Origin of the sequence: Corynebacterium kroppenstedtii (assembly GCF_016894245.1) — a bacterium.
Taxonomy (GTDB): Bacteria; Actinomycetota; Actinomycetes; order Mycobacteriales; family Mycobacteriaceae; genus Corynebacterium.
Genome location: NZ_CP069792.1, coordinates 603,711 through 618,562 on the forward strand (window position 1 = coordinate 603,711; position 14,852 = coordinate 618,562).

General features: G+C 59.1%; 12 protein-coding genes, 1 tRNA gene and 1 other RNA gene. 11 read left to right on the forward strand and 3 right to left on the reverse strand.

Annotated elements, in window-relative coordinates:
- The first annotated feature begins 37 nt into the window (after positions 1 to 37).
- Both dhaL and dhaM read left to right on the forward strand, forming a co-directional pair.
- Positions 38 to 670: a dihydroxyacetone kinase subunit DhaL gene (gene dhaL / locus I6J23_RS02730; protein WP_204582429.1), complete on the forward strand. Its 633-nt coding sequence runs from the start codon at positions 38 to 40 to the stop codon at positions 668 to 670.
- 11 nt (positions 671 to 681) lie between these two features.
- Complete coding sequence (gene dhaM, locus I6J23_RS02735; protein WP_430516397.1) at positions 682 to 1,788, forward strand: dihydroxyacetone kinase phosphoryl donor subunit DhaM; 1,107 nt, start codon at positions 682 to 684, stop codon at positions 1,786 to 1,788.
- An 11-nt stretch (positions 1,789 to 1,799) separates the two neighbouring features.
- Here dhaM and I6J23_RS02740 read toward each other — a convergent pair whose 3' ends face one another.
- The 3 genes from I6J23_RS02740 to ffs all read right to left on the reverse strand — a co-directional run bounded on the left by I6J23_RS02740 (position 1,800) and on the right by ffs (position 4,830).
- A complete protein-coding gene (locus tag I6J23_RS02740) occupies positions 1,800 to 3,452 on the reverse strand; it encodes a hypothetical protein (protein ID WP_239454960.1) in 1,653 nt (550 codons plus the stop codon).
- Positions 3,453 to 3,585: 133 nt separating this feature from the next.
- Positions 3,586 to 4,371 carry a hypothetical protein gene (locus I6J23_RS02745; protein ID WP_204582431.1) on the reverse strand — a complete coding sequence of 262 codons (786 nt, stop codon included), beginning with the start codon at positions 4,369 to 4,371 and terminating at the stop codon, positions 3,586 to 3,588.
- 364 nt (positions 4,372 to 4,735) lie between these two features.
- An RNA gene (gene ffs, locus I6J23_RS02750) (signal recognition particle sRNA small type) lies at positions 4,736 to 4,830 on the reverse strand.
- Positions 4,831 to 5,021: 191 nt separating this feature from the next.
- Here ffs and I6J23_RS02755 point away from each other — a divergent pair.
- The 9 genes from I6J23_RS02755 (at position 5,022) to I6J23_RS02795 (ending at position 14,844) form a co-directional block, all read left to right on the forward strand.
- Positions 5,022 to 5,110 (forward strand) — tRNA-Ser (locus I6J23_RS02755).
- Between the two features lie 824 nt (positions 5,111 to 5,934).
- Complete coding sequence (locus I6J23_RS02760) at positions 5,935 to 6,483, forward strand: hypothetical protein (protein WP_204582432.1); 549 nt, start codon at positions 5,935 to 5,937, stop codon at positions 6,481 to 6,483.
- A gap of 71 nt (positions 6,484 to 6,554) precedes the next feature.
- Complete coding sequence (locus tag I6J23_RS02765; RefSeq protein WP_204582433.1) at positions 6,555 to 7,838, forward strand: aminotransferase class I/II-fold pyridoxal phosphate-dependent enzyme; 1,284 nt, start codon at positions 6,555 to 6,557, stop codon at positions 7,836 to 7,838.
- A gap of 43 nt (positions 7,839 to 7,881) precedes the next feature.
- Complete coding sequence (locus I6J23_RS02770) at positions 7,882 to 8,583, forward strand: suppressor of fused domain protein (RefSeq protein ID WP_204582434.1); 702 nt, start codon at positions 7,882 to 7,884, stop codon at positions 8,581 to 8,583.
- 139 nt (positions 8,584 to 8,722) lie between these two features.
- Positions 8,723 to 11,692: a DNA polymerase III subunit gamma and tau gene (locus tag I6J23_RS02775; RefSeq protein WP_204582435.1), complete on the forward strand. Its 2,970-nt coding sequence runs from the start codon at positions 8,723 to 8,725 to the stop codon at positions 11,690 to 11,692.
- 153 nt (positions 11,693 to 11,845) lie between these two features.
- Complete coding sequence (locus I6J23_RS02780; protein ID WP_204582436.1) at positions 11,846 to 12,160, forward strand: YbaB/EbfC family nucleoid-associated protein; 315 nt, start codon at positions 11,846 to 11,848, stop codon at positions 12,158 to 12,160.
- A gap of 84 nt (positions 12,161 to 12,244) precedes the next feature.
- Positions 12,245 to 12,901 (forward strand): recombination mediator RecR, encoded by a 657-nt coding sequence (locus tag I6J23_RS02785; protein WP_204582437.1) that lies wholly within the window; start codon positions 12,245 to 12,247, stop codon positions 12,899 to 12,901.
- 108 nt (positions 12,902 to 13,009) lie between these two features.
- A complete protein-coding gene (locus I6J23_RS02790) occupies positions 13,010 to 13,387 on the forward strand; it encodes a DoxX family protein (protein ID WP_204582438.1) in 378 nt (125 codons plus the stop codon).
- A 44-nt stretch (positions 13,388 to 13,431) separates the two neighbouring features.
- A complete protein-coding gene (locus I6J23_RS02795; protein ID WP_204582439.1) occupies positions 13,432 to 14,844 on the forward strand; it encodes an NAD-dependent succinate-semialdehyde dehydrogenase in 1,413 nt (470 codons plus the stop codon).
- Positions 14,845 to 14,852: the final 8 nt, after the last annotated feature.

Sequence of the window (14,852 nt, forward strand, 5' to 3'; positions counted from 1 at the left end):
CCAAAAATAACCAGCAGTAGACCAGAGGAGGAACACTATGTCAGATTTGGATAAGGCGTGGGCTGAGCGCTGGATTCGCGGGTGCGCCACGACCGCTAGCGAGCACCGTGAAGAATTGATCGATTTGGACCGGGCTATTGGCGACGCTGACCACGGCGAAAATGTGGACCGTGGTTTCCAGGCTGTTGTGAAGAAGCTGGATGAGGACCAGCCTCAGGATATTGCGGGCGTTTTTAAGCTGACGGCCAAGACGCTGATGTCGACGGTCGGCGGGGCGTCCGGGCCGCTGCTGGGCACAGCATTCATGTACGCAGCGAGGGCCGTATCGGGTGACGGGCTTGACGCCGACGGTGTTGCCTCTGTGGTGGAGTCCGCAGTGGGTGGCGTCGAAAAGCGGGGTAAGGCAGAGGAGGGGGAGAAAACCATGGTTGATGCGTGGGCCCCGGCGGCGCGGGCAGCACGGTCTGCTGCCGATGATGGAAAGGATCCAGCCGAGGTGTTGCAGGCAGCTGCTCGTGCTGCGGATGAAGGTGCTGAGGCCACCGTCGAGATGACTGCTACCAAAGGGCGCGCTTCTTACCTGGGGGAACGCTCTGTGGGACACAAGGATCCCGGCGCTGCGAGCTCCGCGTATTTCCTCGCCGAGGCCTCCAAAGCCGTTGATGTGTAGTGGGGTGCGCAATGAGCGAGGTGCTGCAGCGCCTCGAGGAGGAGGCTCGGAAACCGCGTAAGGCTGCTGGTGACGCGGCAGCTGCTGGTGACGCGGCAGCTACAGCGGCGTCAACCACGACTGCAGGCGAGGATTCTGCATATAGCTCTGCAAACAGAGCAACAACGGAGGAACCACGACCGGAGGAAGAACTTACGGAAGGAACGATGATGACACGCAATAACGACGCTGCATCTGGCACCAATGACGGTTCGGAACGCCCGACGACGGACGCTGCCCCGTCGAATTCTGCTTCGGTGGATTCAGCTTCGCCGGACTCTGAACGGAAACAATCGCCACAGGTCGGCGTCGTGGTGGTGTCTCATTCGAAGCGCTTGGCCGATGGTTTGGCGCTGCTGGCGTCGCAAATGGCTCGGGATGTGCTGATCGTTCCGGCGGGTGGTTTGGATGCCAGCCCGCAGGATAAGGACAACCCCGATGGTGGCGGTATCGGCACCTCGTATGACGCGATTGAGGCCGCTGTTAATAAGGTTGTCGACGCGGGTTTGGCCTGCGCTATTTTCACTGACCTGGGCTCTGCGACGATGACGGTGGAGATGGTTGTGGACATGCTCGACGACGAGCCTGTTCGGTTTATTGACGCCCCGCTTGTTGAGGCCACCGTTGCTGGAGCCGTCGCTGCCCAGCAGGGCCAGGATCTGGATGGTGTGGAGCGTGAGGCTCGACGTGCGATTTCTGCGTTCACGTCGAACAGCGCCGGCGATGATGGTGATTCGGCGAGCGGTGGTTCGTCGAAGAGCGATTCGGTGGCCACGCCGAGCGAGGATGCAAATGGTGGGAGCGGCAATGGCGACGACGCGGATGGGGCTCGGTATTCGCGGCGTGTGAAGGTCGCGGATAAGACCGGTCTGCACGCGCGCCCTGCCGCGAAGTTGGCGGAGATGGCTGCGGACTCAGAGGAAGGCATCTTGGTCAATGACGCGGATGCTGATTCGGCGTTGTCCGTGATGAGTTTGGGCGCCGAGTGTGGCGAGGAGGTTACTGTTTCGGGTGGTCAGTCTGAGAAAACATTGATTGATTCGATTGCCGATGCTATTGCGGCCGGCCTGGACGAGTAGCGTGTCCGCGATCATTTGGGCTCCCGCAGTTGTGCGCCGATGACGTGTGGCGTGGTGAGCCCGATGTCTCCTCGGAGTTGCCGCAGGTTGTATTCGGCCTCGAATTCGCTGGTGATGGGCTTGTACTTCCCTTCTGGTTCTTGTTTTTGGGATTTTGACGAGTTGCCGTAGCCACCCATGGGCGCGATGCCCATCCTGCCCATCGCTGTGCGTGAACCGTCACCTCCGGTGGGTGACGGTGTTGCGGCGCCACGGCCATAATGTGGTGCCATGTTTTTGTTGTCCCCTGGGGTTGAGCCTGGGTAATGCGGGTTGTCCCCCGTCCGGGGCTTGGGCGTATCTGGTCCGGGATGGATGATGACGCTCCTACTCCGCGGGATTTCGTCGAGTTTGTTGAGCTGTCCTGGCCCATGAACTCCGTTGCGCGGATAGTTGCCGTTGCCGTGTGGGGCGTGTCCGCTGTTAATCGGGGTGCGGTTAGCGCCGCCGAGCCCATTGTTCGGTGTGTTAGAACGCAGGTTGCGGCCTGGTGTTTGGGTTGTGCGAGGAGTGTAGCCAGGTGATGAAGTATTCCCAGGTGATCGGGGAAATGAGTTACCGCTGACACCACCGGGAGTAACGGGAGCGTTGTTTCCGTTAATCGGGGTTGGTGCGCCGCCGCGAGGTCCGCTACCTACGTTGGACGCTCGGTTGGGTGAGGTTTGTGCGGCCGGTGTGATGGGTACTGCTGGTGCGGGGTGGTTAGTAGTTGTGCCGACGTTATCCGCGCTGATCGTTGCTGGGTGGGTCAGATTAAGTGGTGCGTTGTTCATAACCGGCGCTCCTCCAACTGCCCCAGTTGTCGCCATAGCAGGGGTGACCGTGGTGGATACGGAGCTAGGGCTGTTAATGGGCGAGGGCGACTGCGCGGTGAGATGTCCTCCACCCTGCCCGACGTTGGGTCGTTCGGTGAGGTTGCGTAGTGGTGGCACCGCCGCAGTGAGCATGGCTTGATAAGGGCCGGTCATGAATTCACGAGTGGCTGCCCGTGCTGCTTCTCCGGCTGCCTGTACTCCGGCGGGGTTGGTGGCTGCGGCGACCGCTGCGGCGTGCTCGGCTTCGATGGCCGCGATCTGGGCGCGGGCAGCCTGCCGAATATGAGGCAGTTGGGAGACGGAAGCGTGCATGGCGGTGGCGTTATCAGCGAAAGTTTGAGCCGTGGCCATTACCTGGCTGCAACAACCGGCGGCGGCATCAATCGCCTCTCCAGTGTTTTCTTCCAATTGGGTACGGGCCCGCACCAGGGCGTCGACGGTATCGTTCAAAGAACTGGACAGGTTGTGCCAGTACTCAGCAAGGGCATAAATCTCACTATCGTCACCTGCGTCGAGCATCGCGAGGACTGCAGAAGGATCATCACCGTCCCCTGGTATTGGTTCAGAAAAGTCAAAGGGGCTAAATGCTCCATCTGGACGTGTCGGGAAGGTGAACTCTGTGCCCTGTATCGACTTAAGTCCGCAGAGTATGGCCGCTGAGGCATCGTCTTGGCCAACAAACGCACCCCGCATTTCCTTCGTGCCTTCAGCTAACCAGTGAATCAGACGACGGAGTTCACGCAGCGTCTGTACTGCGCTTCCTATTTCTCCGGAAATAACTTTAGTATGTTGCTCACTTAGGTTCCTCAATCCCGGTTCCTCTGTGAATGAACTTTCTAAACCTCGGTATAATGAGAGGAAACTCTTTCCCCTAAGGAAAACACCGTCGTTTAGGATTGAAATTACTCTATCCAGAGAACAAGGATCTACAGATAATTCCATTCTACAATAACCTTTCTAATTCGCTTCTTGCATCGTCACATAATTCTTTAAAATCCCTAGGATCAAACTCAGCTAAATCGGTAACCCCCACTCTTCCAAGTGGAGTTTCTAAATAAGAAACACAGGCTTTAACACCAAACATTTCATTGATCTGGTCATATTCATACGGTGAGTACTCTCTAAATATGCGGCCAGCGAGATTATTTTTAGGCAGTGAGTCTGTACCGGCGGCAATTAATCTTTCTTGCCCTCTATCCATAATCACAAGTCCACAATTCTTTAACTTTCGAAATTTTATATAATCCGACCCTACCGATCGATACCCCATACCTTCCCAGTATCCTGGCGGAGCATCCTCGCAAAGGTCGGCATTCTCAAACCGCGGATCTGAGTAGTCATAGGAGCCATCAGGGTTCTTTTTTGCTTTAACCGGGTACTTAGCCAATACCTCCGGGCGCTCCCACAAAGGACGATCCTTGTGTTCCCCCTTACCCGACCTAATTTCTTCGGGAACGGGCCTTGTAGAACCGATCGCCTTCCGTTCTGAGAACAATTCTTCTGCCGGGTTGGTGTGAGAAGTGGCGGGTTCCGACGATCCAAACCTATCTATATCTTCACTGTTAGCTGCCGCAGGTTCCATATCCCCGAAACCAGAACCATCGGACTGGGAACATCCCGCCAACAATGCTGCAGCAGCAATCGACACTACGCTTAGAGAGATTCCGACAATACGCGGACGTCCGATATTCCGTTTTATATCGCTTCTGTTGCGATAGTGATCCCCCACGACAATCCCCCAACATGATTTTTATAAATTTCGCCCACTCCGAATATCAGAACAATCTGAAGCCTCTCTACCCCGACAGTCAGAACGGCAACTAAACGGAATGGCACAAAACTTTAAATAAACAAACTCCAATAAATAAGGAAACTTGTGAAAACCCCCATTTTTCAGCGTTGACGTTACCAGACGCATAACGGCACGTCTACGAATTTTAGAAATTATTGTCGCAATGTTCTCGCGTCGGTTTAGACGACGAAGCCGACCATCGGTTCCCACGAATATACAACTCCCCGGTGTAGCAATTCCCCACCTACAACCAGCCACACCATGGTGAGCCAACACTGCCCGGGCACGAAAGCAGAAATAAATAAGGGGACCCCACGCACCCGTCAGAGCTCGCTGACCCTTGCTGCGTTCCCGCCCTGGGGGAGTTCACAAGATGGACGCCGCGCGGAATCCGGCCCCCATACTAACCCACAGAGGCTCATATTCCCACCCACCAGAGCGATCCCTCCCCTCCGCTGGGAAAACAGCGCACTACGTGGACCCAATATTCCCATTATCGACGCCCTACAAGACCTGTTTTTGTCGATGCCCATAACATCCGGTAGGCTTGCCCACCGGAACGCGGACTTCAGGTGCGTTCCACGCTTGGAGGATTCGACTAGCGGCCTATGTCACACGCCTGGAACGCGTGCGGGTAGCAATACCCTCGTGGGTTCAAATCCCACATCCTCCGCCACAGAACCTAGCCATCCAGTAACCACAGGGTGGCTAGGTTTTTCGCATACCCAGAATTTCCATCCACTGCCACCAGGGATAATACGACAGAAAGTGTATTCGAGTCCGACGATTTCTGGCCTTTGATCTGGGCAAACACGGAAAATACTTGCCCGGCGGACATATATCCGCCTGGTCCCATGCCGAAGAATCGACCACATCATCGCCTGGCCGTGGTGCGCACGCGAAACCACCAGCGACTACCGGCGGCTCATCGAGCCGATCCCCCATCCGACGATGTGCTCTGCCCCGAGCGGATCACATCCACCACCAACACTTTTGTCGTATAACCCCCGGGAAGGACCCAATCCCTGGGGCGCGAAGCACCGACCCACGGAAAAAGGAGCCGATAGACGGAAAAACTGCGGGGGACGCTACACCTGGAGCCCAAAACTGCGGGGGGATATACGCCCCGAATAAAAGCGCGGGGGTATATGGTCAATTTTCGGCCATTTTTTGGCCATATCCCCCCGCAGTTTCCCCAGCCGACCCTGATATACCTTCGCAGTTTTCCCGCATGCGGACACACTTTTTGTCGTATAACCCGCCACCAGCCAGTATCGCCAGGTTTTCCATCCAAACCTCTAGAAAGAACACAGGCGCAGAGGACCAGCCCAAGGAAACCTAACGCCCATGTCAGAGGATTACATAGTCCCCACGACGAGGGGCAAAGAACGCTCAATCGGGAACATTGGCGCGGGCTAGAGCACATAATAAATGAAAGCGCCGCACATGCGACGCCACCATTTACTTCCCTCACATCACTACTCACGAAGGGCCCGAAAAATGCTCCCCACCGCCTCATCATCTGCCTCCTCTTCATCGATCACCTCACCGAGCACCGGCAAAAAATCCCACGTCATTCGTCGGAAAGTAATGGCTGTAGCAACCGCGGTGGCAGTCGTCGGCACGCTTGCTGCCTGCGGAAATGATGACGCAGATTCCGAGCCCAGCACGATCACCAAGACCAAGACGACCGACCAGACCACGACGAAGACGGCCACCACAACCACTCGCACGACCACGCCGGACTACGACGGCGAAACGACGACCGAGGAATACACGCCTCGGCAGACCTACACCACGCAACAAGCGCCAGTGCAAACGCAGAACACGGGCAATTACGACGACAGCTACGACGATGAAGACGCGGAGGAGGACGTCCCGAACGCTGGTGTGAATGGCCCCAAGTTGGAGTGGAGGACTCTCGGCCCATTCGGCTCCGGTATGGGGTGCGAACAAAACCGCGACCATCAGCCAATCCAAACAACCGCGTGCTACCGCGGAGAGGACGGCAACTTCTACTACCAAGCCGTGGTTCAGGCGCCCCGATAAAAAATCCTCTTCCCATGTCCGCACCACCCTGTACGATGAAAGTGAATCGCATGGTCTCAAGGAAGGTTCACATGTCACCGCAGGTCACACCGTCGAAAATCAACGTCGAAGCCCTCACCAGCTCCAAAGCCGACATCGAGAAGGCATACAACGAACTCAAGGCCAAGAACCTCGCGCTGGACCTGACCCGCGGCAAGCCATCCGCTGAACAACTGGACTTTGGCGACGAACTGCTCGGCCTTCCCGGCACGGGCAACTACACCGCCGACGACGGCACCGATTGCCGCAACTATGGTGGCCTGCGCGGCATCGTCGATATTCGGAAAATCTACGCTGACCTGCTGGGAATCCCCGTCGACAACATCATCGCGGGGGATGCTTCCAGCCTGAACATCATGCACGATCTGATCGTGTGGGCGTATATCTTCGGCACTCAAGATTCGCCGCGGCCGTGGAAAGACGAAGACACCGTTAAGTGGATCTGCCCGGTCCCGGGGTATGACCGTCACTTCTCCATCACCGAGCACCTCGGATTCGAGATGATCAATGTCCCGATGACGGATGAGGGGCCCGACCTCGACGCCATCGCCGAACTTCTCAAAGACCCGCAGGTCAAAGGCATGTGGACTGTGCCCGTATTCGGCAATCCGACGGGCATTAGCTACTCGCGGGAAACGTGTGAAAAGCTTGCGGCGCTCGATGCGGCCGCACCCGATTTCCGTATCGTGTGGGACAACGCCTACGCCGTCCACACCCTCACCGACGACTTCCCCGAGCCCATCAACGTTCTGAAGCTCGCCGAGAAAGCCGGGCACCCGAACCGTTTCTGGTTCATGACGTCCACGTCCAAAATCACCTTCGCCGGGTCGGGCGTGAGCTTCTTCGCCTCGTCGGCAAGCAACCTGGACTGGTACGCCAGCCACGCTGGGATCCGCGGCATCGGGCCGAACAAGATCAACCAGCTGGCCCACGCGAAGTACTTCCACGATGCCGAGGGTGTCAAGGCCATCATGCGGAAACACGCCACGTCGCTGGCGCCGAAATTCGCCGCCGTCGACAAGGTGCTCCACGAGCGGCTCGACGACTACAACGTTGCCACGTGGACAGAGCCAAAGGGTGGGTACTTCATCAGCCTCGACGTGCCCGACGGCACCGCGTCACGCGTCGTTGAGTTGGCCAAAGAGGCAGGTATTAAGCTCACCGAAGCTGGATCCAGCTTCCCGCTGCACAAGGACCCCGATAACCGCAACATCCGGCTCGCGCCTTCGCTTCCGCCCATTGAGCAGGTCGAAGAAGCCATGGATGGAGTGGCCACCTGTGTCCTCCTCGCAGCAGCTGAAGCCGCCGAGAAGTAGCCGACCCCGACCCCGACAACAGAGGTGAGCGCCCACCACGCCCATGAACCTACTGGAAACACAAACCTGGTTGGAATCCATCCTGCCTGGCGAAACGCACTGGACCAGCATCAAAGCCAGCCCAGATAGTCCACCTTTTACCGTGACCTCCCTCCTCATTAACGACGACGGAACGGCCGAACCCGTCGACCCCGCGAACGGTAATGAGGAGCAGCCGCGCGGCCGGCACGCAAAAGTGACCGATGACCTGTGGCAAATCCTCTCGTGTACGGCAGACGCGGCGCGATACTCCACCGGGCTGACCAGCCCAGACGGCATGGATGTGCGCGCCGAGCTGCTTGCAGTGGGCCTTGCCAGACCAGGCGAAATGGCGCAACTGGTCGCTGCAGCGGCCACCATGCTCAGCGAAGAAGGATCCGGACGCCTAGCCCAACCAGGAACATTCCTCCCAGGGCTGGGGGCCATGGTCAACCCCGCGTTCACCACGAAACACGGGCTACTCGTCGTCCCCTACATTTGGCCCAAAGGGGTTCCCACGGTCACCGAGCATCCCGACCTCACCACGGCCGACGGGCAACCGGTTAATCCCACGCACCCGGGGCGTATGACGCTGATCGCCCAGATCATCATGCTCACCGAACAGGAATTCCTCCACGGCATGACCCACGGGATCGACTCACTCCAGACTCGGCTGGCCGAAGGAGGGGCAGACCTCCGCGACCTTCGTCGCGCGAGCGTCATATAACGCCCATCCACCCGGTAGCGCACGTCGGCACGACACTCTGTTTAGCCCCCTGAGCACACGAGCCGACCCGTAACCCCAGTTCAAAGGCGCAAAAAGCTCAACACCACGGTGTGTCCTACCCGGGCGGTAGCATACACACGTGGCTCTTTACAGGAAGTACCGTCCCGCAACATTCGCCGACGTCGTCGGCCAAGAACACGTCACCGTGCCCCTTAGCCGAGCACTCGACGCCGGACGCATCAATCATGCGTACCTGTTCTCCGGACCCCGCGGCTGCGGTAAAACCTCCTCCGCCCGCATCCTCGCGCGCTCGCTCAACTGCGTGCACGGGCCCACATCGACCCCCTGCGGGGAATGCGAATCCTGCCGAGCACTTGCCCCCGGCGGCCCAGGCTCCCTCGACGTCACCGAACTCGACGCGGCCAGCCACCGCGGCGTCGAAGACATGCGAGACCTCCGCGACCGAGCCATCTACGCACCCGCCGAATCCCGGTACCGCGTGTTCATCATCGACGAAGCCCACATGATCACCAAAGAAGGCTTCAACGCGCTACTCAAAATCGTCGAAGAACCACCCGAACACCTCGTGTTCATCTTCGCGACCACCGAACCCGAAAAAGTCCTGACCACCATCAAGTCCAGGACGCACCAATACCCGTTCCGCCTCCTCGCACCCAACGACATGCGGGGCCTTTTGGAACGAATCTGCCACGAAGAAAAAGTCCAGGTCGAAGACTCCGTCTACCCGCTAGTCATCCGCGCCGGCGGCGGATCCCCCCGCGACTCGCTCTCCGTCCTCGACCAACTCCTCGCCGGAGCCGACGACAACGGCATCACCTACGCCCACGCCGCAGGCGTCCTCGGGATCACAGACAGCGCACTTATCGATGCCGCGGTCGAATCCGTGGCCAACAACGATCCGGCCGGGCTTTTCACCACGATTAACAACGTCCTCGACGCCGGACATGACCCGCGACGGTTTGCCACCGACCTCGTCGACCGCTTCCGCGACCTGCTCGTCCTCCAGTCCATACCCGACGCATTCGACCAAGGACTCGTCGACGCACCCCTCGACCAGCGCGAAACCCTCACCGACGAAGCACAATCCCTCGGGCCCGCCACGCTCACGCGATGCGCAGCCGTCGTCAGTGACGGACTGAACGAACTAAAAGGCGCCACCTCTCCGCGGCTGCTCCTCGAGATCATGTGCGCGCGGATGGTCATGCCCGGCGCGGCCGACGGTATAGAAGCACTGTCACAACGCGTTGAAGCGTTAGAAAGTGGCCAACCGGCGGTCAGCCGTTCTGCCAGCGACAATGATCATCGGGTTGGGAGCACGAGTTCTTCTGCTGCTGAGGGTGGTGCTCGAGCTGCTGATAACGGTGCTGCTGATAGTGGTGCCCCAGGATCTGATGCGAACGCGACTCCACCCCGGGCCAAAGGTGGTGGGCGAATCATTTGGCCGCGCAAGAATAAGAAAACTGAGACTCCGACGCCACAGCCCTCGCCATCCTCGGAAACGAACCCCGAAACGCCACAGGAAGCTAAGGGTTCGGAGCGTCAAGACACAGGCGATGTGAAGTCCCTGGAGACCCAAAGCCCTTCAGCGGCAACACCTGAAAAACCTGCACCGCCGCAGGATGAGGCCGCAGCATCGTCGCAAAATGAAGCTGCACCATCACCAGAGTCTGTGGATCCGCGGACGATGGATCGGGAAACTCTCTCTAAATACTTGCGTGAGCAGGCGTTACAACAAGAGAGAGAAACCCGCGCCCGCGAAGCCGAAGAGCGCATGCACAGGATCGAGGAGAAGGAAGGCCCCGCCGTCGTACTCCCCGAGAGCGAACGTTCCGCCGACGCGCAGAACACGCACGCCGACAGCGCACGTTCCGATGACACGCCCACGGCAGATTCCACGGCCACTGCAGCTGCCAACGCTAGTGAAAATTCCGAGGCCAGTGCAGGTCCCGAGACTAACGGCCACGAGGATCAATCGACCGATACCGAAACAAACCAGCATGACCAACACACCGATGCTGGGGCGGAAACGGATCAGGCCGACCGCGACACCACAGACCACGAAACCGGCCTCACTGCCGATGATCTCCGGCCACAATGGACACAGATCAAGCAGGCCGTCGGCAAGCGAAGCAAAGTCGCCCAGGTTATGGTCAGCGAAGCTGTCATTCTTGGGGTCTTCCGCAACCACGTCGTCCTTGGCCACCACACCGGGGCGCTCGCGCAAAGGCTCAATGACCAGCACATCAACACGTCCATCGTGGACGCAATCACAGATGCCACCGGGCAAGAAGTCACTGTTGAGGCGGTCATTGGTACCGACGACGCGGCCCTCCAACGATGGAAGGACGCTCACCCAGACCACCCTCGCTCAGCGGTAGCAGATAAATCCGCTGCTACCGCCACCACCGACACCGAAACCAGCGCCGACACTTCAACCAGCGCCGACGCCGACAGCGGGAACGGCTCCGCGCCCGGCGATTTCGCGGGAACCACGTCACCCGCATCACCGGCCTCGCCCACGTCTACCCTGTCCGATTCTGCTCGCACTGCATTAACAGCAGCGGCAGCATGGAAAAAAGCGCAGGAACAACAGCAGTCGAACGCCGACGAGACCGGCCAAAGGCAGCGCGATGGGCATGCCCACCCACGACACAACGCCACACCGCAATCACGGAACGGCCAGTCACGCCCAACGCACACGCCACCCGCGGGACGGCGAGCAGACTCACCGCAAGAATTCAGTGACGGATCGCCGCTGCCTCCCGAACCCGACGACCCCGATGGCTACGGCCCACCACCCGACGACTATTACCCTGCGCCGGGCAATACGTCCGCTGGCACCAACGGCGACGCCACCGAAACCAGCGGTGGCCCCGGCAACGCCAGCAGCAACTCCGACAAAGGTGGTTCCAACACGGGCGGACCGACTGCCGAAGCACCATCGTCGGCAAGCACCGAATACACGCAAGAAGAAGCCGAAGAAGAAATGGTCAACGCCACGCGCGACGACCCCAACTACGACCATCGCTCGGCTAAAGACATAGCCATGGAGCTCCTCATCAAGGAACTCGGTGCGCAACCGCTCTAGGCGTCGCACCGGGGAACCCATCACGCCAAAGGGAACCCCACCCCTCCGGGGCGGCATGGCCAGCCGCAACCACCCTTGTCGCACATATTCGTTACACTGAACCGCGACAATGACACACCAACACGACGATATTTAACGACAAAGGAGACAACAATGGCAGAGCCCGACTTCAACGAAATCATGGCCCAAGCACAGCAAATGCAGGAAGAACTGCAACGCGTGCAAGGTGAAATCGCACAATCCGAAATCAGCGGCAGCGCAGGCAACGGCCTGGTCAAGGTCACCATGAAGGGTACCGGCGAGGTCACCAACGTCACCATCGACAAGTCCGTCGTAGACCCCGATGACGTCGACACTCTCCAAGACCTCGTCCTCGGAGCACTCCAGGACGCCAACACCGCGTTGCAGTCGTACGCGCAGGAAAAGATGGGCCCGTTCTCCGAAGGACTCGGAGGCCTCGGCGCCTAAACGATTAGGCGCCTAAAGCACTCGGCGCCGTAACAAAACTAGCCAACCCATCACGCTCACCCCACCCACGAAATCAGGACGTCGTTGTTCGAAGGACCACTCCAAGACCTCATCGATGAGTTCTCACGCCTACCCGGAATCGGCCCCAAAAGCGCCCAACGCATAGCGTTTCACCTGCTCCACACCGACCCCGACGACATCGACCGACTCCGAGCAGCGCTCACCTCCGTCCGCGACGGCATCACCTTCTGCCGCATCTGCGGAAACATCTCCCGCAATGACGTCTGCCGCATCTGCGCCGACCCCAACCGCGACGCCACCACCATCTGCGTCATCGAAGAACCCAAAGACATCGAAGTCATCGAAGCCACCGGAGAATACCAAGGCCGCTACCACGTCCTCGGCGGCGCACTCGACCCCCTCGCCAACGTCGGCCCCAAAGACCTCTCCATCACACAGCTCCTCCAACGCATCGCTGGAGTCCTGCCCGACCGCGAAACCGCCGACTCCACCCCCGACGAACCCAGCTACGAAGACGCCCCCACCATCAAAGAAGTCATCATCGCCACCGACCCCAACACCGAAGGCGAAGCGACCAGCTCCTACCTCGCGCGGCTCCTCAAAGACTTCCCCGACCTCACTACCTCGCGACTCGCGTCCGGCATGCCCATCGGCGGGGATCTCGAGTACGTCGACGAACTCACGCTCTCACGCGCACTCGCCGGACGGCTCCCGCTCTAGCAGGTGGAGAGCTCCCGCTCTAACCCCGCCCGGTCACAGCACCCCGCCCGACCTAACAAAAATCCCCCCGGAAATGCGAAAACAATGACACCATGTTAAAACTGGGGTATGTCTTCTGATAAAGCCCGCTGGGGCCTCACCACCCTGTACACCGTCGCCGGATTCGGACACTTCGTCACACCCAAACCCTTCGAAGAAATCGTCCCCACCTACGCCCCCGGCACGGCACGATTCTGGAACTACCTCTCCGGCGCCGGCGAACTCGGCACCGCCGCCCTCCTCGCCGCGCCCAATAACAAAGCCAACAAATATGGCGGCCTCATTTCCGCTGCGCTGCTCCTTGCCGTATGGCCAGGCAATTTCGAGTCCGTCCGCCAACGCCTCGACCGGCCGTGGACAGAACAAATCGGATGGATAGCGCGCCTCCCACTACAATTACCCATGATCCATGCGTCGTGGAAGATCTGGAAAGAAACGGCCCGCTGACCAGTCCTTCTGATAAACCCAGTCAAACCGTGTAAGACTGTGGTATGAGCACCTTTGCATTAGAAAATCCGAGTACAGGCAAGACAGAAGACCAATTTAACCGCATCGACGACGCTGACCGCGATAAAATCCTCGACCAATCCACCGAGGCCTACAAACAGTGGAAAGAAACCTCCCTTGAAGAGCGTGTCAACGTCCTCAACAAAGTAGCCGACCTCTACGAAGAGCGCGCCGATGAGCTAGCCAGCTACATCGGCCGCGAAATGGGCAAGCTCACGCGGTGGGCCCAAGGCGAGATACAAATCGTAGTCAACATTTATCGTTGGTACGCCGAGCACGCCTACGAGCTCATGCAAGACACCGAGCTCCCCCGCCAGGGTGCGATTCGCACCTTCGTACGGCACGACCCGATGGGGCCGATCCTGGGCATTATGCCGTGGAACTTCCCCTACTACCAGGTTGCACGGTGGGCTGCTCCGAACCTCCTGCTAGGAAACACCCTCGTGCTCAAGCACGCTTCCATCTGCCCACTGTCCTCCCAGGCGTGCCAAGACCTGCTCGAAGAGGCCGGGTTGCCCAAGGGCGTTTTCATCAACATGTACGCATCCGGTTCACAAATGGACGCCTTCGTCGCCGACAAGCGCATCAAGGGCGTATCACTCACCGGTTCTGAAGCAGCCGGTGCAGCCGTCGCGAAAACCGCTGGCGAAAACTACAAGAAGTCGCTACTCGAGTTGGGTGGTAATGACCCGTTCATCGTTCTTGACGACACCAACCTCGACGACGTCCTGGACAACTTCGTGAAAATCCGCATGTACAACACGGGCCAAGCGTGCAACGCCCCTAAGCGGCTGATTGTCATGGAATCCTTCTACGACAAAGTTGTCGCCGGCTTGGAAGAACGCATCAGCAAGATGACCGTCGGCCCGTGGGATGACGACAAGGCCGACATTGGCCCGCTATCCTCGATCGATGCCCGCGACGGCATCGTTGAGCGCCTGGACAAAGCCGCTAAGGACGGCAAGGCCACCATCAAGGTGGGTGGACACGCGCTGGATCGTGATGGCGCCTACATGGAGCCCACCCTTCTTACCGACGTTGACCCCGCGTCGGACGTCGGATGCAACGAGATATTCGGGCCGGTTGCGATTGTGTATCCGGCGAAGGATGCCGACGAGGCTGTCCACATCGCGAATGATTACTCCGACTACGGCCTGTCGGGCTCCGTCTGGGGCTCTGACCTGGACAAGGCTTGGGAAGTGGCCAGCCAGTTGAAGGACGGCATGACGTTTGTGAACGAATCATCCGTCACCGAAGCAGGGCTGCCATTCGGCGGTGTTGGCCGCTCTGGCTACGGCCGTGAGATGGAGCGGTGGGGTGTTAAGGAATTCGCAAACGAGCACCTCTTCCGCATCAGCGAAGGTCCCAACGGCGGAGGACTATCCCCAGCAATGTAGTTTGCTGA